The organism is Streptomyces sp. NPDC051064 (assembly GCF_044455985.1).
Lineage (GTDB): Bacteria > Actinomycetota > Actinomycetes > Streptomycetales > Streptomycetaceae > Streptomyces.
The window spans coordinates 126,218-152,041 of sequence record NZ_JBITFK010000002.1 but is presented as its reverse complement, the minus strand read 5'-3'; the positions used below and the strand labels follow the sequence as shown (position 1 = coordinate 152,041).

The 25,824-nt window shown below is 72.0% G+C and carries 24 protein-coding genes; 12 read left to right on the top strand and 12 right to left on the bottom strand.

Annotated elements, in window-relative coordinates; genetic code table 11:
• The first annotated feature begins 93 nt into the window (after positions 1-93).
• Complete coding sequence (locus tag ACIBCU_RS07440; RefSeq protein WP_399229950.1) at positions 94-612, top strand: GNAT family N-acetyltransferase; 519 nt, start codon at positions 94-96, stop codon at positions 610-612.
• A 16-nt stretch (positions 613-628) separates the two neighbouring features.
• On the opposite strand, the gene ACIBCU_RS07435 is transcribed toward ACIBCU_RS07440, so the two are convergent.
• Positions 629-1,321, bottom strand: a complete 693-nt coding sequence (locus tag ACIBCU_RS07435) for a demethylmenaquinone methyltransferase (RefSeq protein WP_362933612.1) — start codon at positions 1,319-1,321, stop codon at positions 629-631.
• Between the two features lie 295 nt (positions 1,322-1,616).
• Here ACIBCU_RS07435 and ACIBCU_RS07430 point away from each other — a divergent pair, with 295 nt between their 5' ends.
• Complete coding sequence (locus tag ACIBCU_RS07430; RefSeq protein ID WP_399229948.1) at positions 1,617-2,561, top strand: DUF3152 domain-containing protein; 945 nt, start codon at positions 1,617-1,619, stop codon at positions 2,559-2,561.
• A gap of 39 nt (positions 2,562-2,600) precedes the next feature.
• On the opposite strand, the gene ACIBCU_RS07425 is transcribed toward ACIBCU_RS07430, so the two are convergent.
• From ACIBCU_RS07425 to ACIBCU_RS07410, 4 genes are all read right to left on the bottom strand, one after another.
• Positions 2,601-3,248, bottom strand: a complete 648-nt coding sequence (locus tag ACIBCU_RS07425) for an imidazolonepropionase-like domain-containing protein (RefSeq protein ID WP_399229946.1) — start codon at positions 3,246-3,248, stop codon at positions 2,601-2,603.
• A gap of 7 nt (positions 3,249-3,255) precedes the next feature.
• Positions 3,256-4,455 carry a cyclic dehypoxanthinyl futalosine synthase gene (gene mqnC, locus ACIBCU_RS07420; protein WP_362933603.1) on the bottom strand — a complete coding sequence of 400 codons (1,200 nt, stop codon included), beginning with the start codon at positions 4,453-4,455 and terminating at the stop codon, positions 3,256-3,258.
• 72 nt (positions 4,456-4,527) lie between these two features.
• Positions 4,528-6,183: a serine/threonine-protein kinase gene (locus tag ACIBCU_RS07415; RefSeq protein WP_399229944.1), complete on the bottom strand. Its 1,656-nt coding sequence runs from the start codon at positions 6,181-6,183 to the stop codon at positions 4,528-4,530.
• Positions 6,184-6,599: 416 nt separating this feature from the next.
• Positions 6,600-7,478 carry a menaquinone biosynthesis protein gene (locus tag ACIBCU_RS07410; protein ID WP_362933597.1) on the bottom strand — a complete coding sequence of 293 codons (879 nt, stop codon included), beginning with the start codon at positions 7,476-7,478 and terminating at the stop codon, positions 6,600-6,602.
• 284 nt (positions 7,479-7,762) lie between these two features.
• Between ACIBCU_RS07410 and ACIBCU_RS07405 the strand changes: the two genes are divergently transcribed.
• The 3 genes from ACIBCU_RS07405 to ACIBCU_RS07395 all read left to right on the top strand — a co-directional run bounded on the left by ACIBCU_RS07405 (position 7,763) and on the right by ACIBCU_RS07395 (position 11,652).
• Positions 7,763-7,966: a cold-shock protein gene (locus ACIBCU_RS07405; protein WP_003967102.1), complete on the top strand. Its 204-nt coding sequence runs from the start codon at positions 7,763-7,765 to the stop codon at positions 7,964-7,966.
• A gap of 347 nt (positions 7,967-8,313) precedes the next feature.
• Positions 8,314-11,268 carry an AfsR/SARP family transcriptional regulator gene (locus ACIBCU_RS07400; protein WP_399229941.1) on the top strand — a complete coding sequence of 985 codons (2,955 nt, stop codon included), beginning with the start codon at positions 8,314-8,316 and terminating at the stop codon, positions 11,266-11,268.
• Positions 11,269-11,475: 207 nt separating this feature from the next.
• Positions 11,476-11,652: a hypothetical protein gene (locus tag ACIBCU_RS07395; protein ID WP_362933594.1), complete on the top strand. Its 177-nt coding sequence runs from the start codon at positions 11,476-11,478 to the stop codon at positions 11,650-11,652.
• Positions 11,653-11,777: 125 nt separating this feature from the next.
• Here ACIBCU_RS07395 and ACIBCU_RS07390 read toward each other — a convergent pair whose 3' ends face one another.
• A complete protein-coding gene (locus ACIBCU_RS07390; protein ID WP_399229939.1) occupies positions 11,778-12,323 on the bottom strand; it encodes a hypothetical protein in 546 nt (181 codons plus the stop codon).
• Positions 12,324-12,536: 213 nt separating this feature from the next.
• Between ACIBCU_RS07390 and ACIBCU_RS07385 the strand changes: the two genes are divergently transcribed.
• Complete coding sequence (locus ACIBCU_RS07385) at positions 12,537-13,217, top strand: hypothetical protein (RefSeq protein WP_399229937.1); 681 nt, start codon at positions 12,537-12,539, stop codon at positions 13,215-13,217.
• Between the two features lie 5 nt (positions 13,218-13,222).
• Here ACIBCU_RS07385 and ACIBCU_RS07380 read toward each other — a convergent pair whose 3' ends face one another.
• Entirely contained in the window at positions 13,223-15,607 is a 2,385-nt protein-coding gene (locus ACIBCU_RS07380; RefSeq protein ID WP_399229935.1) for a PQQ-binding-like beta-propeller repeat protein, read from the bottom strand.
• 194 nt (positions 15,608-15,801) lie between these two features.
• On the bottom strand, positions 15,802-16,605 hold the full coding sequence (locus ACIBCU_RS07375; protein WP_399229933.1) for a VOC family protein: 804 nt from the start codon (positions 16,603-16,605) through the stop codon (positions 15,802-15,804).
• 356 nt (positions 16,606-16,961) lie between these two features.
• On the opposite strand from ACIBCU_RS07375, the gene ACIBCU_RS07370 reads away from it, so the two are divergent.
• From ACIBCU_RS07370 to ACIBCU_RS07350, 5 genes are all read left to right on the top strand, one after another.
• Positions 16,962-17,609, top strand: coding sequence for a TetR family transcriptional regulator (locus tag ACIBCU_RS07370; RefSeq protein ID WP_362942522.1), 648 nt, complete (start codon positions 16,962-16,964; stop codon positions 17,607-17,609).
• A gap of 140 nt (positions 17,610-17,749) precedes the next feature.
• The gene (locus ACIBCU_RS07365; RefSeq protein WP_362942519.1) at positions 17,750-18,415 is read left to right on the top strand and encodes a pyridoxal 5'-phosphate synthase; all 666 of its coding nucleotides are present in this window, start codon (positions 17,750-17,752) and stop codon (positions 18,413-18,415) included.
• Between the two features lie 67 nt (positions 18,416-18,482).
• Complete coding sequence (gene htpX / locus ACIBCU_RS07360) at positions 18,483-19,394, top strand: zinc metalloprotease HtpX (protein WP_399229931.1); 912 nt, start codon at positions 18,483-18,485, stop codon at positions 19,392-19,394.
• Between the two features lie 9 nt (positions 19,395-19,403).
• Positions 19,404-19,988, top strand: coding sequence for a hypothetical protein (locus tag ACIBCU_RS07355; protein ID WP_399229929.1), 585 nt, complete (start codon positions 19,404-19,406; stop codon positions 19,986-19,988).
• A gap of 89 nt (positions 19,989-20,077) precedes the next feature.
• Positions 20,078-21,265, top strand: coding sequence for a flavin-containing monooxygenase (locus tag ACIBCU_RS07350; RefSeq protein WP_399229927.1), 1,188 nt, complete (start codon positions 20,078-20,080; stop codon positions 21,263-21,265).
• Positions 21,266-21,275: 10 nt separating this feature from the next.
• On the opposite strand, the gene ACIBCU_RS07345 is transcribed toward ACIBCU_RS07350, so the two are convergent.
• A complete protein-coding gene (locus ACIBCU_RS07345; RefSeq protein ID WP_399229925.1) occupies positions 21,276-22,592 on the bottom strand; it encodes an MFS transporter in 1,317 nt (438 codons plus the stop codon).
• A 67-nt stretch (positions 22,593-22,659) separates the two neighbouring features.
• A complete protein-coding gene (locus tag ACIBCU_RS07340; protein ID WP_362942504.1) occupies positions 22,660-23,085 on the bottom strand; it encodes a DUF2809 domain-containing protein in 426 nt (141 codons plus the stop codon).
• A 76-nt stretch (positions 23,086-23,161) separates the two neighbouring features.
• On the opposite strand from ACIBCU_RS07340, the gene ACIBCU_RS07335 reads away from it, so the two are divergent.
• Positions 23,162-24,151 (top strand): GlxA family transcriptional regulator, encoded by a 990-nt coding sequence (locus ACIBCU_RS07335; protein WP_399229923.1) that lies wholly within the window; start codon positions 23,162-23,164, stop codon positions 24,149-24,151.
• A 53-nt stretch (positions 24,152-24,204) separates the two neighbouring features.
• On the opposite strand, the gene ACIBCU_RS07330 is transcribed toward ACIBCU_RS07335, so the two are convergent.
• Together ACIBCU_RS07330 and ACIBCU_RS07325 are read right to left on the bottom strand one after the other, a co-directional pair.
• The gene (locus tag ACIBCU_RS07330; RefSeq protein WP_399229921.1) at positions 24,205-24,666 is read right to left on the bottom strand and encodes an ATP-binding protein; all 462 of its coding nucleotides are present in this window, start codon (positions 24,664-24,666) and stop codon (positions 24,205-24,207) included.
• 595 nt (positions 24,667-25,261) lie between these two features.
• The gene (locus tag ACIBCU_RS07325) at positions 25,262-25,798 is read right to left on the bottom strand and encodes an EF-hand domain-containing protein (RefSeq protein ID WP_362942495.1); all 537 of its coding nucleotides are present in this window, start codon (positions 25,796-25,798) and stop codon (positions 25,262-25,264) included.
• Between the last annotated feature and the right edge of the window lie 26 nt (positions 25,799-25,824).

Genomic DNA, 25,824 nt, shown 5'->3' with positions numbered 1-25,824 from the left:
GGATCTCCCGAAGACTCGAATTCGCGTGCCGCGCGGCACATGTCGCGTGCAGTCTATGGGTGCCTGCTGATCAACCTTCCGAAGGGCTCCCCGATGCCGCACGTGCCTGACTCGACTCCGTCCGTCCATCTGCGTGTCCCCACCGACGAGGACGCCATGGCCTGGCACCGGGTGTTCGACGATCCGGAGGTGATGGAGTTCCACGGCGGCCGTTCGGCGGAGTACTCCGTGTACGAGGAGTTGACCGCCCGCCAGCGCCGCCACGACGCGGAACTCGGCCACTGTCTGTGGACGGTGCTGGACGACGCCGGCGAGGTGCTCGGCTTCACGGGCGCCCAGCCGTGGCCGCACGAGTCGTTCGGACCGGTGGGCGAGATCGAGATCGGCTGGCGGCTGGGCCGGGCCGCCTGGGGGCGCGGTTACGCGACCACAGCGGCGCGCCTCACGCTGGAGCGGACGAGGGCGCTCGGGTTGCGGGAGGTCGTCGCGATGATCAACACGCGGAACGCCCGCTCGGTGGCGGTGGCCGTACGCCTCGGCATGCGGCAGGCCGAGACGTACACGTCCCCCGTGACGAAGCAGGAGGCGTACTGCTTCCGGCTGGAGCTCTGAATCCGGCCGGAAGGCCTCAGTCGCGTACGCCCCGGTGGAGTGCCACCACTCCGCCGGTGAGATTGCGCCAGGCCACCTTCGACCAGCCGGCCTTCTGCAGCAGTGTCGCGAGGCCGGCCTGGTCGGGCCAGGCGCGGATCGACTCGGCGAGGTAGACGTAGGCGTCCGGGTTGGACGACACCGCCCGCGCCACCGGCGGCAGCGCGCGCATCAGGTACTCGGTGTAGACGGTCCGGAAGGGCGTCCAGGTCGGCTGGGAGAACTCACAGATCACGACCCGGCCGCCGCGCTTCGTGACCCGGTACAGCTCGCTCAGCGCGGCGCCGGTGTCCTGGATGTTGCGCAGCCCGAAGGAGATCGTGACGGCGTCGAAGGTCTCGTCCTTGAACGGGAGCTTCGTGCCGTCGCCCGCGGTGAACGGCATCCACGGGTGGCGCGCCTTGCCGACCCGGAGCATCCCGATCGAGAAGTCGCAGGGCACCACATAGGCGCCGGCCTGGGCGAACGGCTGCGAGGAGGTGGCCGTGCCGGCCGCCAGGTCGAGGATCTTCTGGGCCGGCCGGGCGTCGACGGCCCGGGCGACCTCCTTGCGCCAGAGCCGCGCCTGTCCGAGCGACAGCACGTCGTTGGTGAGGTCGTAGTTCGCCGCCACGTCGTCGAACATCGAGGCGACTTCGTGCGGCTGCTTGTCCAGGGATGCTCGGGTCACCCTCCCATTCAAGCAGCCCCGCCCCCGATATCCGGCGGCGGCGTGGACGACGCGTGGAACGGCCTTTCGAATTCGGGAACAGCAACGCCCGGATCGTCGTCTCTCCCGACGAGAAGAAAGGGGTTTCCGCCCCGGTGACACCCAGCAACTCCTGTACGGCGTGCGGGAGAACGGACCGCTGGACATCGTGCGGCAGGCGGACGAGCACCCGGTGCTCGAGGAACAGGTCAGCGTGCGGGGCGGGTGATCATCCGCCCTGGACGGCCACACCGAGACCACGGATACTCACCACAACATGCACAGTGACGACACACATCGAATACGGAACGCCGCCGGCTCCCGGCGGGGGGCCGGGACGCCCGCCCAGGAATCCAGACCCTCGCGCGCGCAGTCCCGGAAGCGCTCCACGGCCCTCCGAAGACGGACGCGGCGACGGCGCGCGGCCCTCGCCGGGGCGGTGGTCGCGGTAGCCGCGGCCGCGACGTTCCTCCTTGTCGACCCACCGTGGCAGGACGACGGCGCCGCCGTGGCGGCCGACCGGACCACCCCGCCGCCGGCCACGACCGCACCGGAGGCTTCGGCCTCACCGAAGGCCCTGGTGAGCCCCGAGGCGTCGAAGTCCCCCACGGCCCCGCCGAGCGCCTCGGCGAGCGCCGAGGAGTCCGTCGATCCGGACTCGGTTCCGAAGTCGGGGTCCGGCACCTTCACCGTGGCCGGAGAGGGCGCCTCGTCCGGCGGCGACGGCAGCCGCTACCGCGTGGAGGTGGAGGACGGCATCGGCGTGGACCCGGACAGCGCCGCCGAGGACGTGGCGGAGATACTCGCCGACCCACGGGGCTGGAGCAAGGGCGGGACCCGCACCTTCACCCAGGTCGACGACGATTCGGCCGGGCTGGTGATCAAGATAGGGACGGCGAAGACCACCGACCGGCTCTGCGGGCAGTACGGGCTGAACACCGGGGGCGAGGTGAACTGCCGCGGCGGGAAGAACGTCATGGTCAATCTGGACCGGTGGCAGCTGGGTTCACCGACCTTCGACGGTCCGGCGACCGAATACCGCGCCCTGATCATCAATCACGAGGTGGGCCACTGGCTCGGGCACGGTCACGAGACCTGCCCCGGCGCCGGCAAGCCGGCCCCCGCGATGATGCAGCAGATCAAGGGGCTCAAGGGCTGCACCTCCAACGCCTGGCCGTACGACGGGAACGGCCGCTACCTGGGCGGCCCGTCCGTGCCGTAGGCCGCGTGGGCCCGGTGCGCCCGTCCTCGCGGGCGGCCCTCACCGCCGCCGGTGGACCAGCCGTCCGCCGAGCACCGTGGCGACGCAGGTCCCGGCGCCCGCCGCGACCAGCGCCGCCTCGTCGGGCACGTCGAAGACCGCGAGGTCGGCGCGGCCGCCGGCCGCGAGCGGGGCGTGCACCGAACCCGGCAGGTCGCGGCCGCGGGCGAACGGGTCGAGGTCCGGCTCGCCGGGGAGGCCGCCGGGAGCCCCGGCCACCGCCGTGAGACCCGAGCGGGCCACGGCGGTGCGTACGGCGTGGTCGTCGAACGGGCCCGCGACGTGGGTGGTGCCGTGGCTCAGCATCCGCTGCAGCCCTCGGCGTACGCTGCCGGCCCGGCGGGGCTCGTCCATCCGCCCGGCCAGCCGCTCGAAGTCCTCCCCGGTCAGCGGCTGTTCGCCGAGCTCGTCCGCCTCGCGCGGGTCGGGGTGGTAGCAGCGGGTCAGCAGGGGGACGGCGTCCCACTGGCGCAGACCGGGGGTGAGGACGCCCGGCCACTGCCGGACCCGGGCCCCCGGGTGCGCCGCGGTCACCACGCCGTACGGCCCGATGGCCACGATCCGGTCGCCGTCCACCGCGACCGCGCCGCCGTCGACGGCTGCCGCGCCGACCGGAAGGACCAGCGGCGCGGCGTGAATCGTCAGCACCGAGACGTCAGTTGGCGTTCAGGAGCTTGAGCTCCGGGTGCGCCGTGCCGCCCGCGATCGCCGTGGACGAGATGTGCGAGACGACGCGCTCGTCGACCGGGTCGTTCGCCGGGTCGTCGTGGACGACCAGGTGCTCGTAGGTCGTGGCGCGCTGGGCGGGGACCCGGCCCGCCTTGCGGATCAGGTCGATGATCTCGAGCCGGTTCGAGCGGTGCTTGGCGCCGGCCGAGGAGACGACGTTCTCCTCCAGCATGATCGAGCCGAGGTCGTCCGCGCCGTAGTGCAGGGAGAGCTGGCCGACCTCCTTGCCCGTGGTCAGCCAGGAGCCCTGGATGTGGGCGACGTTGTCGAGGAAGAGCCGGGCGATGGCGATCATCCGCAGGTACTCGAAGAGGGTGGCCTGCGTCTGTCCCTTCAGCTTGTTGTTCTCCGGCTGGTAGGTGTACGGGATGAAGGCGCGGAAGCCGCCCGTGCGGTCCTGGACGTCGCGGATCATCCGCAGGTGCTCGATGCGCTCGGCGTTGGTCTCGCCGGTGCCCATCAGCATGGTGGAGGTGGACTCGACGCCGAGGCCGTGCGCGATCTCCATGATCTCCAGCCAGCGCTCGCCGGACTCCTTGAGCGGGGCGATCGCCGTACGCGGCCGGGCGGGCAGGAGTTCGGCGCCGGCGCCGGCGAAGGAGTCGAGGCCGGCGGCGTGGATGCGCTCGATGGCCTCCTTCGCGGAGACGCCCGAGATGCGCGCCATGTGCTCGATCTCTGAGGCGCCCAGCGAGTGGATGACCAGCTGCGGGAACGCCTTCTTGATCGCGGAGAAGTGCTCCTCGTAGTACTCGACGCCGTAGTCCGGGTGGTGTCCGCCCTGGAACATGATCTGGGTGCCACCGAGCTCGACGGTCTCCGCGCAGCGGCGCAGGATGTCGTCGAGGTCGCGCGACCAGCCCTTGGCGGTGTCCTTGGGCGGCGCGTAGAAGGCGCAGAACTTGCAGGCCGTGACGCAGACGTTGGTGTAGTTGATGTTGCGCTCGATGATGTACGTCGCGATGTGCTCCGTACCGGCGTAACGGCGGCGGCGCACGGCGTCGGCGGCGGAACCCAGGGCGTGCAGCGGAGCCGACCGGTACAGGTCGAGGGCCTCTTCCGGAGTGATCCGGCCGCCTTCGGCGGCTCGGTCGAGGATGGGCTGGAGGTCGGCCTTCTCGGTCACCGGGCTGTCACCTTTCGGCGGTTTTTCAACGGATCTACGGACCGATCCAGCGTACGCCAGCCCTTGCCGGGGTCAGCCGCCGGACCGGCTGAGGGTGCCCTTCGGGTTGCCCGCCGCCTCTTCGTGGGACTCGTAGCGCAGGGTGTCCTCGGAGGTGAGGGTGAAGACGAGGTCGGCCTCGCCCCCGGTGCACAGCGCGCCGGTGCGGGCGTCCGGGTCGGCGCGCTCCCGGATCTTCAGCTCGGTGGCCGTGCCGGAGACGAGCGTGCCGATGCCCTTGCAGACGACCGTCGTTCCGAGCGCGTCGAACCTGTACGACAGCCGGACCACCTCCTCACTCTTCTTCCCCTCGACGAAGACGGCGGTGACCGTGCCGTGCGGCGCGCCGCTGCGTTCGGTGGCGGAGCCCTTCCACGTACCGGCGAACGCCTTGGGCAGCGCGCTCACCGGTGCGGAGGGCGCGGGGGTCTTCGACGCGGCGTCCGTCGGCTTCTGCGACTGGCCGGACGCCGGGGGCTCCGCCCCGTCGTCGCCGTGGTCGTTGCTCCCGCCGCCGGGGAACAGGTCCCCCAGCATCGCGACCCCCACGGTCACCACGGCGAGCGCCCCGGCGACGGCCAGCGCGACGGTGCAGCTGACCCGCCGCCCCCGCCGCGCACCGGGCTGCCGGCCGGTGTCCACGGTGACGGCGATCCGGGCGTCGGGGTCCCGCTTCCCCGGTGTGTCAGCGGGGGCCGGCGGGGGCGGCAGCGGCGGGCCGAAGATGCCGAGCGCCGCGCTCCCCAGTGAGGCGTTGCTGAACGGCACCGGCCCGGACTGCACGGGGGCATCCTGCGGCTCCAGGTCCAGCAGGGCCACCGCCGAGGTGCTGACCTCCCGCACCAGCGGACCCGGCAGCCAGCCCGGCGCCACCAGTGCGGCGGCCCCGCCGGGCGCGAGCCTGCGGGCGAGTTCGGCGGGGGCGGGCCGGTCGGCGGGGGCCTTGGCGAGGCACCCGGCGACCAGTTCCCGCAGTTCGCCCTCCAGGTCCCCGAGTTCGGGTTCCTCGTGCACCACCTTGTAGAGGAGTACGGCGGAGGAGTCGCCGGGGAAGGGTGCGGTGCCGGTGGCCGCGTAGGCGAGGACCGCGCCGAGCGAGAAGACGTCGGCCGCACCGGAGATGTCCAGGCCGCGGATCTGCTCCGGTGCCATGTAGCCCGGCGAGCCGACGGAGACGCCGGTGGAGGTGAGGGAGACCGTGGCGCCGAGGGCCCGGGCGATGCCGAAGTCGATCAGCCGGGGGCCGTCGAGGGCGAGCAGGACGTTGGACGGTTTCACGTCACGGTGGATCAGGCCATGCGCGTGTACGGCGTCGAGCGCCTCGCCGAGCCCGGCTCCCAGGGCCCGTACCGCGTACTCGGGCAGCGGGCCGTGGCGGGTGACCGCGTCGGAGAGCGGCGGCCCGGCCACGTAACCGGTCGCGACCCACGGCACGGCCGCGTCGGGGTCGGCGTCGAGGACCGGGGCGGTCCACCGCGCGCCGAGGCGCCGCGCCGCGTCCACCTCGCGGCGGAAGCGCGCGCGGAACTCCTCGTCGAGGGCGAAGTGGGGGTGCACGACCTTGACCGCGACGGTGCGTCCGCCCGCGCTGCGGCCCAGATAGACCCGGCCCATCCCACCGGCGCCGAGCCTGCCGAGCAGCCGGTAGGCGCCGATGGTGTGCGGTTCGCCGGCTTCCAGCGGCTGCATACGGTCTCCCCCTGTGGTCCCCGGGACTCGGACGGCAGCCTAGGCGGCCCGGGTCGCACGGTCACGGAGACCCCTTCCGCCGATATCGCCCCTATGGGCACGAAGCAGGGATTTCGCCACACGGAAAGGCGTGAATACGTCGTTCGTCCGCACCACCCGGGGGTTCACCGGAGGGAAACCGGAAGGCGTCACGGGAGACGTCCGCTATTCCCTCGCGCGTCCTTGGAGAGGCCCTTCGCGACAGAACTCCGGACATTCGCTCCCTTTCAAGGGAACGGAATGGAGCAGTCGTGCGTCAGGGCCCGCCGGGAGGAAAGGGCGGCCGGGGAAGGAAGGCCCGCGGGGGAAGGCCGGGGAAGGCCCGGGAAGGTACGGGATTCACCTTCTCTCCCGCACCATTCCCATGTGCCCGAGGGTCAGCGCCCGAGCAGCTCGACCTTGACGTCCGCCGGGAAGCCGGTCGTCGGACCGGTCCGACGGGCGAACTCGCGCACGCCCGCCAGCTGGTCCGGACCGAAGCGGAAGTCCAGGGTGGTGAAGTAGCGCTCCAGCACCTCGGCGTCGAAGGCCTCCCAGCGCGCCGCCTGCTCGGCCACCTTGGTGACCTCCTCCAGCGAGACGTCGCGGGAGGCCAGGAACGCCTCGTGCACCTTCTCGACGTAGTCCGGGTGCGAGGCCAGGTAGTCCTTGCGGGCCGCCCAGACGGCGAAGACGAACGGCAGCCCCGTCCACTCCTTCCACATCTGGCCCAGGTCGTGGACCTGCAGCCCGAGCCTGGGGGCGTCGTGCAGGTTCGCGCGCAGCGCGGCGTCACCGATGAGGACGGCCGCGTCGGCCTCCTGCATCATCAGGCCGAGGTCCGGCGGGCAGGTGTAGTAGTCGGGGGCGACGCCGTACCGCTCGGCGAGCAGCAGCTGGGCCAGCCGTACGGAGGTGCGTGAGGTCGAGCCGAGCGCCACCCGGGCCCCGTCCAGCTGCTCCAGGGGCAGCTGGGAGACGATCACGCACGACATGACGGGGCCGTCGCAGCCGACGGCGATGTCGGGGAGGGCGACCAGGTCGTCGGCGTTGCGCAGGAACTCGACCAGGGTGACGGGACCGATGTCGAGGTCCCCCCTGACCAGCTGCTCACTGAGTCTTTCCGGGGTGTCCTTCGAGAGCTCGAGGTCGAGCAGGGTTCCGGTCCGCGCCAGGCCCCAGTAGAGGGGGAGGCAGTTCAGGAACTGGATGTGGCCGACGCGCGGCCTGCTGCGACGGTCGTCGCCTTCTGCGGGAGAGACGGTTGAATTGTCCACATCGCGAGGCTAGACCTGCCCCTCCCGGCCGGCATCGTCGGGGCTCCCGGAGTGCTCCGCGGGGGCTTGTCCGTCAGCTCTCCGAGGGCTCAATCAAACATCCGGGTGAAGTGATCTTTCCCTCTACCGCTCCCCGCAGACTGCGTGCTAGGCTCGCCGCAAGTTGCAGTTTGGTTTCCCTTGCAGTACAGAGCCTGCGGAGCATGTAACCCGCAGGCTTTTGTAGTTTTCAGACTTGTTTGCAGGTTCTGGAGCAGGGCAACCCTTTGGCCCAAGGAGGGCTTATGGCTACCGGAACCGTCAAGTGGTTCAACGCTGAAAAGGGCTTCGGCTTCATCGCCCAGGACGGCGGCGGCCCGGATGTCTTCGTCCACTACTCCGCGATCAACGCGTCCGGGTTCCGCTCCCTCGAGGAGAACCAGGTCGTGAACTTCGACGTCACTCAGGGGCCCAAGGGTCCGCAGGCTGAGAACGTCACCCCGGCCTAGTTGCCCGGGTCGGCCGATCGCGGCCGAGTGAGCAGTACCCAAGGAGCCCCGCTCCCCCGCTTCGGCGGAGGAACGGGGCTCCTGCCTTTTCCGCCCGGTTTTCCGGAAAAGGGGCCGGACTGCTACGGCATCGCCGCCTCGGAACCGGGCGCCCGCCACCTCACCCTCGCGCTGGGCAGGAGCGGCCGCCGGGCCCGTCGCCCCCCATCATGTCGAGGGCCTGTGCAGAGCACCACCCGATACTGACGAGCCCGCCCATAACAAGGCAGACTGTTGACCGCGATACCAACGGTATGAAGCAGAGCGGCATCAGCAGGACCGGCGGGGCAAGCAGGACAGGGGGCATCATGGACCGCGACAACGGACCCGGTGTGCGCGTTCCGGAGCAGCGCGCTCCACGGGAACGGCCGGCCGGCACCGAACTGCGCTTCACCGTACTCGGCCCGGTACGCGCCTGGCGCGGCAGTGAACTCCTGCCGTCCGGGTCCCCGCAGCAGCGCGCCCTGCTGGCCGCCCTCCTCCTGCGCGACGGCCGTACGGCCACCGCCGGCGAACTCATCGACGCCCTCTGGGGCGACGACCCCCCGTCGCAGGCGCTGGCCACCGTGCGGACGTACGCCTCCCGGCTCCGCAAGATCCTGGGCCAGGACACCCTGGTCAGTGAGTCCGGGGGCTACGCGGTCCGGATCCCGCGCGAGGCACTCGACCTGACGCTCGCCCAGGACCTGGCCGCGGAGGCGGAGAAGGCGCGCGGCGGCGGGGACCGCTGCCAGGCCCGCACCCTGATCAACAAGCTGCTCGGCCTCTGGGACGGCGAGGGACTCGCCTCCCTCCCCGGCCCGTACGCGGAGAACCAGCGGACCAGCCTGGAGGAATGGCGCCTCCAGCTCACCGAGACCCGGCTGGACCTGGACCTGGAGCTCGGCTGCCACGCGGAGGCGGTCTCCGAACTCACCGCCCTCACCGCGGCGCACCCCCTGCGCGAACGGCTCCGCGAGCTGCTGATGGTCGCCCTGTACCGCAGCGGCCGGCAGGCCGAGGCCCTCGCGGTGTACGCCGACACCCGCCGCCTCCTCGCGGAGGAACTGGGCGTGGACCCGCGCCCCGAGCTCGCCCGGCTCCAGCAGCGGATCCTCCAGGCCGACGAGGAACTGGCCCGCCCCGCCGACGAGCCTGCGCCCGCCACCGCCGCGGTCCGCCCGGCCCAGCTCCCGGCCACCGTCCCGGACTTCACGGGCCGCGACGCGTTCGTACGCGAACTGGGCGCCCGGCTCGTGACCGCGGAGGGCTCCGTGATGGCGGTCTCCGCGCTCGCCGGCATCGGCGGCGTCGGCAAGACGACTCTCGCCGTGCACGTCGCCCACCAGGCCCGCCCGCACTTCCCGGACGGCCAGCTGTACGTCGACCTCCAGGGCGCGGGCGCGCGGGCCGCCGAACCCGAGACCGTCCTCGGCGCGTTCCTGCGCGCGCTGGGCACCGCCGACTCCGCCATTCCGGACTCCCTGGACGAGCGGGCCGCGCTCTACCGCTCCACGCTGGACGGCCGCCGCATCCTGGTCCTGCTCGACAACGCCCACGACGCGGCCCAGATCCGGCCCCTCCTCCCCGGCACGGAAGGGTGCGCGGCCCTGGTCACCAGCCGCGTACGCATGGTCGACCTGGCCGGTGCGCACCTCGTGGACCTGGACGTGATGTCCCCCGAGGAGGCCCTGCAGCTCTTCACCCGCATCGTCGGCGACGAACGCGTCCGCTCGGAGCGCGAAGCGGCCCTGGACGTGGTGGCCGCGTGCGGCTTCCTGCCGCTGGCCATCCGCATCGCCGCCTCCCGGCTGGCCGCCCGCCGCACCTGGACGGTCTCGGTGCTGGCCGCGAAGCTCGCCGACGAACGCCGCCGCCTCGACGAGCTCCAGGCCGGCGACCTCGCGGTGAAGGCCACCTTCGAGCTCGGCTACGGCCAGTTGGAGCCGGCCCAGGCCCGCGCCTTCCGCCTCCTGGGTCTGGCGGACGGCCCGGACATCTCGCTCGCGGCGGCGGCCGCCCTCCTGGACCTGGACCCCCACACGGCGGAGGACCTCCTGGAGACCCTGGTCGACACCAGCCTCCTGGAGTCCGCCGCCCCGGGACGCTACCGCTACCACGACCTGGTGCGCCTCTACGCGCGTGCGTGCGCCGAGCGCGACGAACAGTCCCCGGCGGGCCGGGAGCTGGCGCTGTCGCGGCTGCTGGACTTCTACCTGGCCACGGCGGCGGGGGTGTACGCGCTGGAGCGGCCGGGGGACCGGACGGTCGACCACCTGGAGCCCACCCGCTACCCAGGGCTCACCTTCGCCGAACGGTCGCACGCACTCGACTGGCTCTACGCCGAGGCGGACTGCCTGCTTGCGTGCGTACTCCAGTCACACGGCGACCGGTCCCTGCGACGAGCAGTCGATCTGCTGATGGCCGTGAAGGATCTCGCGGAATCAGGAGCGAACGCCCGCCGTTACGAAACGGCTGCTCTCGCCCTACGCGACGCCGCCATGGCCGCGGGCGACGCCCGGGCGGAAGGGCGCGCACGCACCACGCTTACGCAGGTGTACAGCACAGCCGGACGGTTCGAGCAGGCCGACAGCGAGGCGCACCACGCCATGGCGCTCGGAATCGCCGCGGGCGATCCGTGGACCAGTGGCAACGCTCCCAATGAACGAGGCATTCTCTCCATCTACCGCAACCATCCCGAGGACGGGGAGACCTATCTCCAGGAGGCCATCAAGGCGTTCCGCTCGGACGGCAACAAGCCCGGTGAAGCCAGCGCGCTCTGCAACCTCTCCAGGATCTACCTCGCTCTCGCCCGGACGGACAGCGCCGTGGAACTCGCCCAGCAAGGGATCACCATCTACGACCGGCTGGGGCTCGCGCTGCGCCTGGCAAACGGACGGTACGCGCTCGGTCTCGCTCTCACCCAGGCAGGGCGCCTGTCGGAAGCGCTCGAGCAACTGACCCAGGCTTTGGGCATCTTCCACGAGAACCGCCAGCCGCTCTGGGAAGGCGTCACACACTTCCGGCTCGCGGAAGTACATCTCGCGGCACGGCGCTTCACCCTCGCCGCCGCTCACGCGGAGCAGGCCATCGCCCTCCGGGGTATCGGCGGTGAGTGGCGCCGGGGCACCGTGCTCACCGTGCTCGGCCGTGCGCTGGAGCAGCTGGAACAGCCGGACCGAGCCCGAGCGTGCTGGCACGAGGCTCTGGCGATCTACGAGCAGTTGGGCTCGGCCGAGACCGACGAGGTCCGTCGGCTGCTGACGCCCGTCGCGGCCGCATAGGACGCCTTCAGGGCGTTCATCGTTCGTTTATCGGCTGCCGTCACTCTTACACCCATCGAGCCGTCGCGTCGGGGGGCAGACGGATCGACGAGCGGCCGCCCCCATATGGTGAACGGCCCAGAGGTGCCCGCCCGGCGATCCACGGGGGAATGGCCGGGCGGGCACGCCGATCTGTACGACCGCATGAGTAACGGGAGTTGACACACGATGAGCGACGCCAAGAAGCCCACAGTCAAGCCGCTGGACAGCCACGCCTCCGGCGAAGAGCTCACCGTCCTGGACAGCCACGCCTCCGGTGAGGAGCTCACGGTCCAGGACAGCCACGCCTCCGGCGAAGAGCTGACCACGATGGACAGCCACGCGTCGACTCCGGCACCCAAGTAGACCTCACCCGCACGGGGAGCGGCCGCGGCGGCGCGGAGGGGGAGCCGTCGCGGCCGCTGCACGTCCGCGCGTAGGAAGGAGGCCCGAGCCGGTCGGCTCGGGCCTCCTTCCTGCGCCTCGCGGCGTCAGTAGCGCGGCTCCGCCGTCACCAGGCAGCGCTTCACGCGGGAGACAGAGCGCGGGCTGTCCATGGGGACCGAGATGATCTGCTTCTCGCCGGCCTCGAGGCCGATGTCGGCCTCGCCCGTGTCGACGGTCAGGCCCTTGGCGTCGACGAACGTCACGACCACGTCGTACGTGTGCTCGGTCATCGCCGTCGAGCGGATCTCGACCGACGAGGCGGTGTACGCCCTGCGCTTGCCCTTCTTGGGCTGGGCGCAGCGGATGACGCGCAGGGAGGGCGCCTCCGAGGCGGTCGCGGAGGGGGTGGCCGACTCGTAGGTGGAGCCGCCGGACGAGCTCGACGAGCTGTCGTAGTCATCGTCGTCGTAGTCGTGGTAGCTGCCGTTGCTCTTCTTGGAGCTGGAGCAGCCGCCCCCGCTCGAACCGCCGCTGCTCCGGCTCTTCCCGCTCTTCCCGCTCTTGCCGCCGTGGCTGGACGTGGAGAATCCGGTGAGCGCGAGCACCACCACGACCAGTACCGCCGCGAACCTCATCTGTCGCCGCATCATCGACGCAGCCCCCCTTGCTGTAGTCGGCTTCATGGCCGTCGCACGGCCGCGCGACACCGTAACGCACAGCATCCCGGGCGCTTACCCATGGCCCCGTCATGACCCTGTCACGGTCTCGTCATCGTCCCCGATGGCAGGGAAGATCGGCCGGGCGTAGCGTCGATCGCGGGGAGCGGTGCGCACAGCCGTGCGCCTTGGCCCGGGAGGCTGTCGATGATCCGCAATGTCCTCGGCTCCGTCGTAGCGCTGGTGGGAGCGGCGGCGGCCGTGCAGAGCCCCTTCCACAGCTGGTTCGATGACCGCCTCGGGCGGGACTACCGCATCCAGGACCTGTTCAACGGCATCAGCGGCGTCTCGTCGTCCGTGATCGGCTCGATCCTGCTGCCGTTCCTCTTCGCCGCCCTGGTGACCCTCGTCGGCATCGTGTTCCGCTCGCGCTGGGTCGTGGCCCTCGCCGGCCTGATCGTGATCGGCTTCACCGTGCTGTGGATGGTCCGGCAGGGCCAGGAGGCGGGGAGCCTCACGGTCGACGGCGACGGGCAGGGACTGCGGTGGGGCGTCGCGCAGGCGCTGGCGGGCGGTCTCCTGCTCCTGCTGGGCGCACTGCTGATGTCGGGGCGGAAGAAGCGGGCGGCCCGGGCGGGGTACACCGCCGAGCCCTACCCCGTGCCGCCGGACGACCGTCCTGACACCTGGCCGCCGACGCAGGAGCCGGGGCCGGCCGCGTACACGGCTCCCGGGCCGGAGCCCGAGGCGGATCCGTACACCGGGCCGGGCCGGCACCGGGCGTCCCCCGCCGACGAGGACACCGCCCAGTACCCGGTCCAGCACCCCGACGAGGGGGATCAGCAGGACCCGGACCGGCCGGACCGGTATCACCCGCCCCACCCCTGAGGGGGTCAGGCCCGGGCCCTGTTTCCCGTCCCCGTGCCCTTCAGCGCGTCCAGGGCGTACACGCAGCGGTCCTTGCTGCACGCGTAGACCACGCCCGCCTCCGCCACCGGGGAGCCCGTGATCTCGCCTCCCGTGGCCAGCTTCCAGCGGAGCTGGCCACCCGCCGCGTCCAGGGTGTAGAGGACGTGGTCCGCCGAGCCGAAGTGGACCCGGCCGTCCGCGACCACCGGTGCGCCGACGACCTCGCCACCCGCGGCGAAACGCCACTTCGGCGTGCCGGTGACCGCGTCCAGGGTGTACAGCGCGCTGCCGCTGCCGACGTGCACGTTGCCCGCCGTGACCAGCACGGGCTCGATGGACTGCCGGGCCTCCGTCGCGATCCGCCAGCGGTCCTTGCCGGTGGAGGCGTCCAGGGCGTACACGGTGCCGAGGTAGTCGGCGAGGTACACCCCGCCGCCGGTGACCGCGGGTCCCGGCGCGAAGGCGGGCGGGGAGAGGAAGACCGCCGGTGACTCGAAGTGCCAGCGCACCCGGCCGGAGACCGTGTCCACGGCCAGCACCCGGGTCCCCGCCGCGACGTACACGAAGCCGTCGGGCGCGGGCGTGACCCGCACCGGGACACCGCCGCAGGAGGCGGCGTCGCCGACGGGGTACGACCACCGCTCCGTGCCCGTGCGCGCGTCGACGGCACGCAGCCGGGCGTCCTGCCACAGGAACACCGTGCCGTCGTGGATGACGGGACCGGCCTCCGGCGTCTCGAAGTCCGTCTGGACTCCCGAGGTCTCCCACAGCTTCTCGCCGCTGGACGCCTCCCATGCCTGTACGCCGCCGCCGCGCGTCCCGGTCAGGACGGTGCCCCGGTCGGCCTTGAGGGAGTACACCCAGGCGTCGGTCTGGAGCCGCCACCGCTCGGTGCCGGTCGCCGCGTCCAGGGCGTACAGGGACGGGCCGTCCGAGGCGTGGATCCGGCCGCCGTCGACCGCCATCGACCAGGCCACGTCGCGGGTCTTGAACTGACGCCGCCCGTTACCCACGTCCAGGGCGTGGACCTCGAAGGACGTCACGTAGAGCAGGTCGCCCACCACGACGGGCGTGCCCCACACGTCGTTCGACATACGGAAACGCCACGGGCGCCAGCGCTCCGGAGCGGCGGGTGCCGCGTCCGGGGCCGGTGCCGGGGCGGGCACCGGGGCGGCCGGCGCCGCCGAGGTCTGTCCTCCGGGTGCCCGCACCCAGCCGGTGGCCGGGTCGGCGTGCGCGGCCGCCGGCCCCCGTACGTCCACGGGACGCGGCCCGGGACCGATCGGCACCTTGGCGTTGGGCAGCCGCACGGGGCCGCCGTCGGGGGCGGGCGCCGACACGGGCGCGGGGGCCGGCGCGGTCCGGAGATCGCCGCCGCTGCGCCACGCCCCGTCCCAGTCGGCACCGGGCGGCGGCTGGGACGGGGGCGGAGGCACGACCACGGGGGCGGGTGCGGGTGCGACGGCGACGGCACGGCCACCGCCGCGGCGCTGCTCGATCATCGCGGTCGCAGCGGTCGGCAGCCAGGCCGACGCCGTGCCGCTGTCGTCGCCGCCGGAGGCGAACAGGTGCGGGGCCAGCTGCGACTGCAGGTCCGCGGGGCTGGGCCGCCGGGCCGCGTCCATCTGCATGCAGGACTCGATGAGCGGGCGCAGATCGTCGGGCAGCCCCTCGGTGTCGGGGCCCTCCCGCAGGAGCATGAACACGGTCTCGACCGGATTCCCCCCGTGGAAGGGCGCGTGTCCCGTCGCCGCGAAGACGAGGGTCGAGCCGAGCGAGAACACATCGCTGGCACCCGTCACGCTGCGCGAGTCGCGGGCCTGCTCCGGAGACATGTACGCGGGCGTTCCCACCGCGACGTTCGTCATGGTCAGCCGGGTGTTGGAGACGCCGGACGCGATACCGAAGTCGATCACCCGCGGCCCGTCCTCGACCACGAGGACGTTGGACGGCTTCAGGTCGCGGTGGACGAGACCGGCCCCGTGGATGGACTGCAGGGCCTCGGCGATCCCGGCGGCCAGCCAGCGCACGGCCTGCGTCGGCATCGGCCCGCACTCATTCACTATCTCCTCGAGGGAGGGGGCGGGGACGTAGGCGGTGGCCAGCCAGGGCACGGCCGCCCTCGGGTCGGCGTCGACCACCGCGGCGGTGTAGAAACCGCTGACCGCGCGAGCGGCCTCCACCTCACGCGTGAAGCGGACCCGGAACAGCTGGTCCTCGGCCAGTTCCGTACGGACCGTCTTGATCGCCACCCGCCGGCCCGACGCCGACCGCGCGAGATAGACCAGCCCCATGCCGCCGGCCCCGAGCCGTCCCAGCACCTCGAACGGGCCGATCCGCCTCGGGTCATGCTGCGTCAGCTGCTCCACTTGCCTGCCACCTCCCCGTACGGACCTCAGGAACAGAAGCCCGCGAAATCCCGCCCTGTGCAGCGTCTCACCACTGGGCACCACTTGGCGGTGCGCACCCTGATTCTTCCTGGCTCGGGGCCCGGTTGCGAACCCGGGGGCGGAACGGAGTGTTGTGTGGCACTCCATCCCTTTCAGGACACCTCCTGAAAGGGCTACGGCAGCGGCTCGGTCGGCTGGAGCACGGCGAAAGCCGCACCCTGGTCGTCCTGGAGGACCGCCATCCGTCCGTACGGGATGTCCAGGGGAGGGGCCGTGATCCGGCCACCGAGGTGTGCGGCGGCCTCGGCGGTTCCGTCGCAGTCGACGACGGCGAAGTAGCTGAGGAAGTAGCTGGGCAGCATCGCGGGGAACGCGTCCGTGAGGACCGCGCGCCCGACGACCGCGGTGTCCTCACCGGGCTCGGTCCCGGCCGGGGACCAGATCCGGAACGGCTCGGCCGCCCCGGTGCCGCCCGGCGGTCCTGCCAGGTGGATGTCCGTCCCCTGGAAGCCGAAGACCTCCTCGTAGAAGGCGTCCACGCGCTCCGGCTGCCGGGTGTGGACCTCGGTCCAGCAGAAGGCCGCCGGCCTGTTCCGCTTCTCGAAACCCGCGCGCTCGCCCGCCTGCCAGAGACCGAAGACCGCGCCGCCGGGATCGGCCGCCTGGGCGAGCACCCCGGCTGCGCCGGCCCGCACCGGATCGGTGATCACCTGGCCGCCCGCCTTCCTGACCAGGGCCACGGTGGCGCGGATGTCGTCGGTCGAGAAGTAGACACCCCAGGTCGTGGGCATGCGGCCGTCCCGCTTGGCCGCGAGCGCGGCGACGAGCTCGCCTTCGCTGTACGCGTCCGCGAACGGCATGCCGTCGCCAGCCCGGAAGGTCCAGCCGAAGAGCCCGCCGTAGAAGCGCTTGCCGGCCTCCAGGTCGGAGAGCTGCACATCCACCCAGCACGGCGCGGACTGCGCGAATACGGCCATGGCCCGGGTCCTTCCGTCGCATGGATCACCGTGACGCCCGTCACACTCAACGTAGCGTCGGGGGCCTTCCGGCGCGCCCCGAGGGGCTGAATAGAACCTTTGCCCGAATCGTGAAGGTCCTGCGACCTGCGTGGACAGGGGTTGTCCACCGAAGTTATCCACAGGCTGTTGATAACAACATCGCACCGGAGCCCCCGCACGCGGCAATGAAGAGAAATTCCATAAACAGGTACGCCCGCGCGGAAAACCGATCACACAGCTCCGGGAATTGCGCTGTTCACCCCGCCCGCACTGGGGCGTTCCCCATTTGCAGTCGGTCAGATCGCGCTCGGATCACCCCTCGGTAAGCTGACGGCATGACAGGACAAGTACGCACCGTCGACGGCCGCGTGGCTGGTCGGCGAGGTCAGGCGACGCGGCAGAAGCTGCTCGACTGCCTCAGCGAGATGCTCAGCTCCTCGCCGTACCGGGACGTCAAAGTCATCGACGTCGCACGGAAGGCGGGGACTTCACCCGCGACTTTCTACCAGTATTTCCCCGACGTCGAGGGCGCCGTTCTCGAACTCGCCGAGGAAATGGCCAAGGAAGGTGCCGGACTGACCGAACTGGTCGGTGACCGCTCCTGGGTCGGCAAGGCCGGCTGGCTGGCCTCCGAAGAACTCGTCGAGGGGTTCCTCGACTTCTGGCGGCGCCACGACGCGATCCTCCGCGTCGTCGATCTCGGCGCGGCCGAGGGCGACAAGCGGTTCTACAAGATCCGCATGAAGGTCCTGAGCTCCGTCACCAACTCCCTGACGGACGCGGTCAAGGAGCTCCAGTCCAAGGGCAAGGTGGACAAGGACGTCAACCCCGGCGCGGTGGCGGGCTCCCTGGTCGTCATGATGGCGGGGGTCGCCTCGCATCAGAAGAGCTTCACCACCTGGGGCGTGAAGCAGGCCGAACTCCGGCCGAACCTCGCCCTGTTGGTCCATCTGGGCATCACCGGCAAGAAGCCGGTCAGGTAGGCGGCCAGGACTCCCCCGCACACGCCGGGCGCCGCGCTCCCTCGCGGCTCCCCCACGTCCTGTCTCACCGACGGCGGACCGCACCCTGCGGTCCGCCGTCGGCGTTTCCGCACCGGCGCGGGACGCTGTGGAATGGACCCATGAGCGATGCACAGAAGGAATTCCGCGACCTGCTCCACGCGCAGCGCGTCTGGGACGTGTCCCTCCCCCGCTTCGACCCGTCCGCCGCGCCCGCCGCGCCGCTCCCCCTCTTCCACACCTGGTTCGCCGAGGCGGTGGCCGCCGGGCAGACCGAGCCGCACACCATGACACTGGCGACGGCGGACGCGGACGGCCTGCCCGATGTGCGCACACTGATGCTGCACGACGCGGACGAGCGCGGCTGGCACTTCGCCACGCACGCCACCAGCGCGAAGGGCCGGCAGCTCGCCGCCCGGCCGTACGCGGCGCTCGGTTTCTACTGGCCCGCGCAGGGCCGCCAGGTGCGCGTCCGGGGCACGGCCGCCCCCGCGGCCCGGGAGGAGAGCCGGGCCGATCTGCGGGCCAGGTCAACCGGCGCGCTGGCCGCCGCACTGACCGGCTCGCAGAGCGAGGTGCTGCCCGCGTACGAGGACCTCGTACGGGCCTCCGAGTCGGCCTGGGAGCGGGCGCGGGCGGAGCCTGACACCGAGGCGGAGACCTGGACGCGGTACGTCGTCGAGCCTCGGGAGGTGGAGTTCTTCCAGGGCGACGACCGGCGCCGGCACGTGCGGCTGCGCTACCGCCGGGACGGCGCGGGCTGGACCCGCGAGCTCCTCTGGCCCTGAGTCCTCTTCATCCGGTTCCTACCGGAAAGGAGCACTATGGGAGTCAGGTGAGCTGCTGGAGGCACCCATGGCACGAACACGTTCCCGTTACGCCCCGGACCGAGGCCTGACCACCCGCATGGTGGGCACGATGTTCTTCATCGGCCTGCTGTACGTGGTCATCGTGGGTGTGCTGCTCGCCGCCCTGCGCGGCTCCTGGCCCGTCATCCTGGTCATCACGGGCGGTCTGTTCATCGCCCAGTTCTGGTTCAGCGACCGCATCGCGGCGTACGGCATGGGCGCCCGGGAGGTCACCCCGCAGGAGGCGCCGGAGCTGCACGGCGCGATCGACCGGATCTGCGCCCTCGCGGACATGCCGAAACCCCGGGTGGCCATCGCGCGGAGCGACGTCCCGAACGCCTTCGCCACGGGTCGCAGCGAGCGGACCGCCCTGGTCTGCGCCACGACCGGGCTGCTGCGCAGACTGGAGCCCGAGGAACTCGAAGGCGTCCTGGCCCACGAGATGTCGCACGTCGCGCACCGCGACGTGGCCGTGATGACCATCGCGTCGTTCCTCGGGGTCCTCGCCGGCATCGTCACCCGGGTCGCCCTGTGGGGCGGCTTCGCCCGCAACAGCCGGGGCAACGACCCCGCGGGCATCATCATCATGCTCATCCCGCTGATCAGCGCGGTGGTGTACGCCCTGAGCTTCCTGCTGACCCGGCTGCTCTCCCGCTACCGGGAGCTCTCCGCCGACCGTACGGCCGCCCTGCTCACCGGGCGGCCGTCGGCGCTGGCCTCCGCCCTCACCAAGGTGAGCGGACAGATGGCCAGGATCCCGACGGAGGACCTGCGGAAGGCGGAGCCGTACAACGCCTTCTACTTCGTGCCCGCCTTCGCCGCCAAGGAGAGCCTGGGCCGGCTGTTCTCCTCCCACCCGACCCTCGAACAGCGTCTGGACCAACTGGCCCGCATCTCCGCCGGCCTGTCCCACCCGTAAGGAGCCTCCGTGGGCCTGCTCGACAGCATCCTGGGCCGCAGCAAGCCGGTCCGCCCCGATCTCGACCAGCTCTTCGCCGTGCCGTCGGCCGCGCTCACCCTCCAGGCCGGCACCGGTTTCTCGCCGACCGGGCTCGGGTCGGTGTGTTTCGCGAGGGTGGAGGGCGGCACGTTCGCCCGCATCCAGCAGGACGTCCGGGAGTTGCTCGACGCGGACACGGGGCGGGGCGGGGTCCCGGTCGAATTCAGCCGGGACACCTACGGCTACACCTGGCTGCTCGCCCGTCAGGAGCCCGATGACACGGCCGCCCTGGTCAACGACCTGCACGCGGTCAACACCCTCCTCCAGGACGGCGGCTTCGGCCCCCATCTGCTCTGCTCGATGATCGGGTTCCGGAACCCGGAGGGGCGTTCGCTGGCCCTGGTCTACCTCTACAAGAGGGGGACGTTCTATCCCTTCGCCCCGGCCCCCGGCGGCGGCGAGAAGCGCGACAACCAGCTGGAACTCCAGGTGCGCGCCACGCTCGGCGACGACCTCCGGGTGGAGGACGACCTCTCACGCTGGTTCCCGGTGTGGGGCGCCCCCGGGCTGTGAAGGCCGCCGCCGGGTCTCGTGATCATTTTGCAACCGATTCCCGTCCGGACCGGAACCCATCATGTCCATGTCCTATTACGCTCCGAACCATGCCCGAATCGACCCCCACCTCCGGTGAAGCCCTGCCTGCCGCCATCGACCGCACCGACGGCCGGCCGGTCTATGTGATCGGCGGCGGCCCGGGCGGCCTCGCCGCCGCGGCGGCCCTGCGGGAACAGGGCGTACGAGCGGTGGTGCTGGAGAAGTCCGGCAGCGTCGGGACGTCCTGGCGCAACCACTACGACCGGCTGCACCTCCACACGACCCGGCGCTGGTCGGCGCTCCCGGGGCTGGCGATGCCCCGCCAGTTCGGGCGCTGGGTGTCGCGCGACGACATGGTGCGCTACCTGGAGAAGTACGCCGAGCACCACGAGCTGGAAGTCGTGACGGGCGTCGAGGTCTCCCGGATCGAGCGGACCGCCGACGGCACGGGCTGGCAGCTGAGCGCGACCGGTGGCCGGGTGCTCACCGGGCGGGCGGTGGTGGTGGCCACCGGCTTCAACCACACCCCGCGGATCCCGCGGTGGCCCGGTCGCGAGGACTTCACCGGCGAGCTGGTGCACGCGGCGCGGTACCGCGGCCCGGCCCCGTACGCCGGCAAGGACGTCCTCGTCGTCGGCATCGGCAACACGGGCGCCGAGATCGCCGTGGACCTGGTCGAGGGCGGCGCGTCCCGGGTGCGGATCGCGGTCCGCACGACGCCTCACATCGTGCGCCGCTCCACGGCGGGCTGGCCCGCCCAGGCCACCGCCGTCCTGGTCCGCAGGCTGCCGGTCGGCCTCGTCGACCGGGCAGGGAGGGTGATGTGCCGCGTCTCCGTCCCCGACCTGGCGGAACAGGGCCTCCCCCGCCCCGACACGGGCCTGTACTCCCGGGTCAAGGAGGGCGCGATCCCCGTCCAGGACGTCGGGCTGATCGACGCGGTGAAGCGCGGCCGGGTGGTGCCCGTGGCAGCGGTCGAGTCGTTCGACGGGGACGCCGTGGCACTGGCCGACGGCACCCGGATCACCCCGGACGCCGTGATCGCGGCCACCGGATACGAACGCGCCCTGGAGGGCCTGGTCGGCCACCTCGGCGTACTGGACAGCCGCGGCCGCCCCGTGGTGCACGGCGCACGCACCCCGGAGGGGGCACCGGGCCTCTACTTCACCGGCTTCACCAACCCGATCAGCGGGATGCTGCGGGAGATCGCGCTGGACGCGCGGAAGATAGCCGCCCGCGTCGCGAGGACGGGCTGACCGCCGCCCCTCAGTGGACGGCCGCCACCGGGGCCGTCCCCTTGCGGCGGATCACCAGGGCCATCAGGGCCGCCGTCGCGCAGAGGGCCCCCGCGGCGTACCAGACGAGGTCGTACGAGCCGGTCACGTCCCGCACGACCCCGCCGAGGAACGCCACCAGAGCCGCCCCCACCTGGTGCGATGCCAGGACCCAGCCGAAGACGATCGCACTGTCGTCGCCGTACTGCTCCCTGCACAGGGCCAGTGTCGGCGGGACCGTCGCGACCCAGTCCAGTCCGTAGAAGACGATGAAGAAGACCATCGGCGGATGCACCGTCGGGGCCATCAGCACCGGCAGGAACAGCAGTGAGATCCCGCGCAGGGCGTAGTAGACGGCCAGCAGCCTGCGGGCGTCGAAGCGGTCCGTGAGCCAGCCGCTGAAGATCGTGCCGATGACGTCGAAGACACCGATGACGGCCAGCAGCGAGGCCGCCGCGGTGATCCGCATGCCGTGGTCGTGGGCCGAGGGCACGAAGTACGTGCGGATCAGACCGTTGGTGGAGGCGCCGCAGATCGCGAACGAGCCCGCCAGCAGCCAGAAGGGGCCCGTGCGGGCCGCGTCGATCAGGACGCGTACGGCGCGGGTCGCGGCGCCCGTCACGGGGCCCGGCTTCTCCACGTACGCGCCGCCGTACGGGGCGAGGCCCACGTCGGCCGGGTGGTCGCGCATCAGGAGCCAGACGAACGGGACGACGACGAACGCCGCCAGCCCGACCGTCACCGTCGCCGGCTGCCAGCCGTGCCTGTCGACGATCCAGGCGCACAGCGGGAGGAAGACCAGCTGGCCGGAGGCGCCGGCCGCGGTCAGGATGCCGGTCACCAGACCGCGCCGGGCCACGAACCAGCGGTTGGTGACGGTCGCCGAGAACGCCATCGCCATCGAGCCGGTGCCCAGCCCGACGAGCAGGCCCCAGTAGAGCATCAGCTGCCAGACCGCCGTCATCCAGTAGCTCGCCAGAGCCCCGGCCGCGACCGCGCTGAGCGCGACGACCACGACCCGGCGGATACCGAACCGGTCCATCAGCGCCGCCGCGAAGGGCGCGGTCAGCCCGTACAGCGCCATGTCGAGGGAGACGGCGAGGCCGATCTCGCCACGTGACCAGCCGAACTCCTCGTTGAGGGGCTCGATGAGCAGGCCCGGCAGGGAGTTGAAGGCGGCGCCGCCGATGATCGTCACGAAGGTGACGGCGGCGACGATCCACGCGCGGTGTATCCGCAGGCGGGAGCGGTGGCGGGGGGCGCGCTCGATCGTCGCGCCGTCGGTTGTCCGAGTCACGCCGCTCAGCATCCGGCCCGAGGCCACCTTCGCACGAGTGGCCGGACGGACACCCTTCGCAGGGATCGGGCCACCGGGGTCAGGACCGTGCGAGGGAGCGCCCGGACTGCAGGAGGCTGTGGGCGGCCCAGGCCAGGCCCGCTCCCACCCCGTACCAGAGGAGATCCGGCGCGTTGAACGTCGAGCCGAGCACCAGCCGTGCCACCGCGCTCCGTGGTGCCAGCTCGGCCGGTACGCCGGTGAGCTGGGCCAGTTCCACCGCCCAGCTGAAGGCCAGCGCGGCGCTCGCGGCCGTCAGCGGCCGCACGCGGGGCACGAGGAGGACCACCAGGGCGTGGATCAGCACGGTGTAGAGCGCGTCGCCCGCGTATTTCGCCACGTCCCCGCTCGCCGCCGATCGGACGCCGAGCGCCGTCGCCACGGTCACGAGCGCCGCCGCAGCAGCCGCCGCGCGGACGACGGCGGGCCGGGGAATGGATGCGCGGACGGTCGGCTTCTCCTTCATGGTCGGTACGTTTATCAGGCCGGAGACGGCCGCACCCAATCCGCGGGAGAGCATCCGCGGGAGAGCAGGAGCCCGCATGTGTCACCGCGTCGTCGTGCTCGCCCTGGACGGAGTGATCCCCTTCGAACTGGGCATCCCGCAACGCATCTTCGGCCGCACACTGAGCGCGGAGACGCCCGGCGCGGGCAAGAGGCTGTACTCCGTCGTGACCTGCTCCGTGCGCCCGCCGGGCCCGGTCCGCACCGACGCCGACTTCAGCATCATGGCCGAACACGGCCCCGAGGCGCTCGCCACCGCGGACACCGTCGTCGTCCCGGCCTCGTACGAACTCGGACCCGTCCACGAGGAGGGCCGGCTCACCGACGAACTGGCCGCCGCGCTCGCGTACATCAGGCCGGGGACCCGCATGGTCTCCATCTGCACGGGCGGCTACGTCCTCGCCGCTGCCGGATACCTCGACGGGCGGCCCGCCACGACGCACTGGTCATCGGCCGACCACTTCCAGCGGCTCTTCCCGAAGGTCCGCGTCGACCCGGACGTCCTGTTCATCGACGACGGCGACGTACTGACCTCGGCCGGTGTGGCCGCAGGGATTGATCTCTGCCTGCACATCGTGCGCCGCGACCACGGCACCGCCGTCGCCAACGACATCGCCCGCCGCACCGTCGTGCCCCCGCACCGCGACGGCGGTCAGGCGCAGTTCATCCTGCGGCCGCTTCCCGAGTCCGGGCTCGCCACGACGACCGCCGCACGGACCTGGGCGCTCGGGCGGCTGGACCAGCCGATCCTGCTGCGCGACATGGCGCGGCAGGAGTCGATGAGCGTGCGCACCTTCACCCGCCGCTTCCGCGAGGAGGTCGGCGTGAGCCCCGGGCAGTGGCTCGCCCAGCAGAGGGTCGAGCGGGCGCGGCAGCTGCTGGAGTCCACGGGCCTGTCGATCGACCAGGTGGCGCGGGACGCCGGCTTCGGTACGGCCACCTCGCTGCGGCAGCATGTGCAGGCCGCGCTGGGGGTGTCGCCCACGGTCTACCGGCGGACGTTCCGCTCGACGGTCCCGGGGCGCTGAGCGGCGCCCCGGGCGGTGTCCTCAGGCGCCGGCCCGGTCGCCGGGCGGTGTCCTCATGCGCTGGCCCGGTCGCCGGGCTGCTCCTGGATCACCGGGACCATCACCGGGGCGCCCCGGTCGACCTCGCACCAGATCCGCTTGCCCGCGCCCTCCGGCTGCCAGCCCCAGCGGTCCGCCAGACCGTCCACCAGCTCCAGGCCACGGCCGTTGGTGTCCTCACCTTCCGCATGACGCGGCTGGGGCGGACGGCAACTGGTGTCGGCCACCTCGACCCGCACCGTCCCCGCCGAACCGGCCGGGTTCGCAGAACCGAACAGCATCCGCAGCACGGCCGGACAGCCCGTGTGGACCACCGCGTTGGTGACGAGCTCCGAGATCAGCAGGATCAGAGTCTCCGCGAGCGGCTCGTCGTCCTCCATCCCGGACCCGATCAGCCGCGACCGCGCCCATCTGCGGGCCCGCCCCACCTCTGCGGGATCCGGCCCGACCTCCAGCTGAACCTGAAGCACCTGCACCGCTCACACCATCCGAACCGGCGGACACATCGCCTAGCGCCTCCTCAGGGTCACGGAACGTGACTCCCCTGCGAGACAGCATGGTTGACGTACAGTCACCGCAACAAGCGCTTCGGGCATATTCCAGCGCGAAGGAGTACGCGTGGTCCATACTGTGCGACGCGTGCTGCGGAGAGTCGAACAGAAGCGCACCGGCACCCCGGGGACCGAGTCCCCGGCAGGCCCGTCGCAGCTCCGTGGGTCACGAGCAGGGCACCGCGCACCGCCCGGGGCGGCCACAGGGGCCGAACCCGGATCCTCCGGTTCCAGTACCACTCGCATCCAACGGAGCGTACCCGAGCGCGGGCCCGCGACTCCGTCCGGTGACAGTTCACCCCGGGGGCGCACCCGCGATCCGGATGCGTTCCGTCACCCGGTCCGCACGGTCCGTACGCCCCCCGGTCAGCCACGACCACCCCGGACCCCGCGCCGCGGCCCGGCCGGGGCGCACCCCGAGCCGGGCCGCGGAAGGGCACGAACTGCTCATGCCGTTGGGCGTGTTGACGCACGGACACGGGCGATCGCGCTGGCTGCGCGCCGGTTTCGCCCGCGCGGGCTACGCGTCGGGCTCGATCACGGTGAAGTACGCGGAGAAGGCGGCGACCGCCTCCGTCTCGGCGATCCGGCCGTCCTGGTCGGTGTCCAGGCTCCGGGCCGCGACGCTCGCGATGTCGTCCGCGGCGCCCAGCACCCGCAGGGCGCGCTCCACCGCGGCGACCGGCGCCGAGGCGGGCCCGCCGCCCTCGGGGTCCGTGCCGGCGGCGACGGTGATCGCCGCGCGCAGGAAGGGGCGCGCGATCTCCGCGAAGCGTTCGGGGTTGTCACGCAGCCGCTTCACGGCCCCGCCGACGAACTCCTCCCGGGTGACGCGCTGGTCCCCGTCCACGTCGGCGATGCCCGCCATGCCCTGCCAGAAGGCCTCGGCGCCCGTGTAGAGGGACTGGCCCCGGTCGCAGCGGGCCGTCGTACCGAACTCGGTGAGCAGACGGGCCGCCGCGGCGTTGAAATCGGCGCGATCGATGTAGCCGTTGCCGTCCTGGTCGAAGGCGGCGAAGCGGTGCGCGATCTTGCGCTCGTACTCTGCGCTGTCCATGCGGGGAGCGTACGACGCCGAGCGGC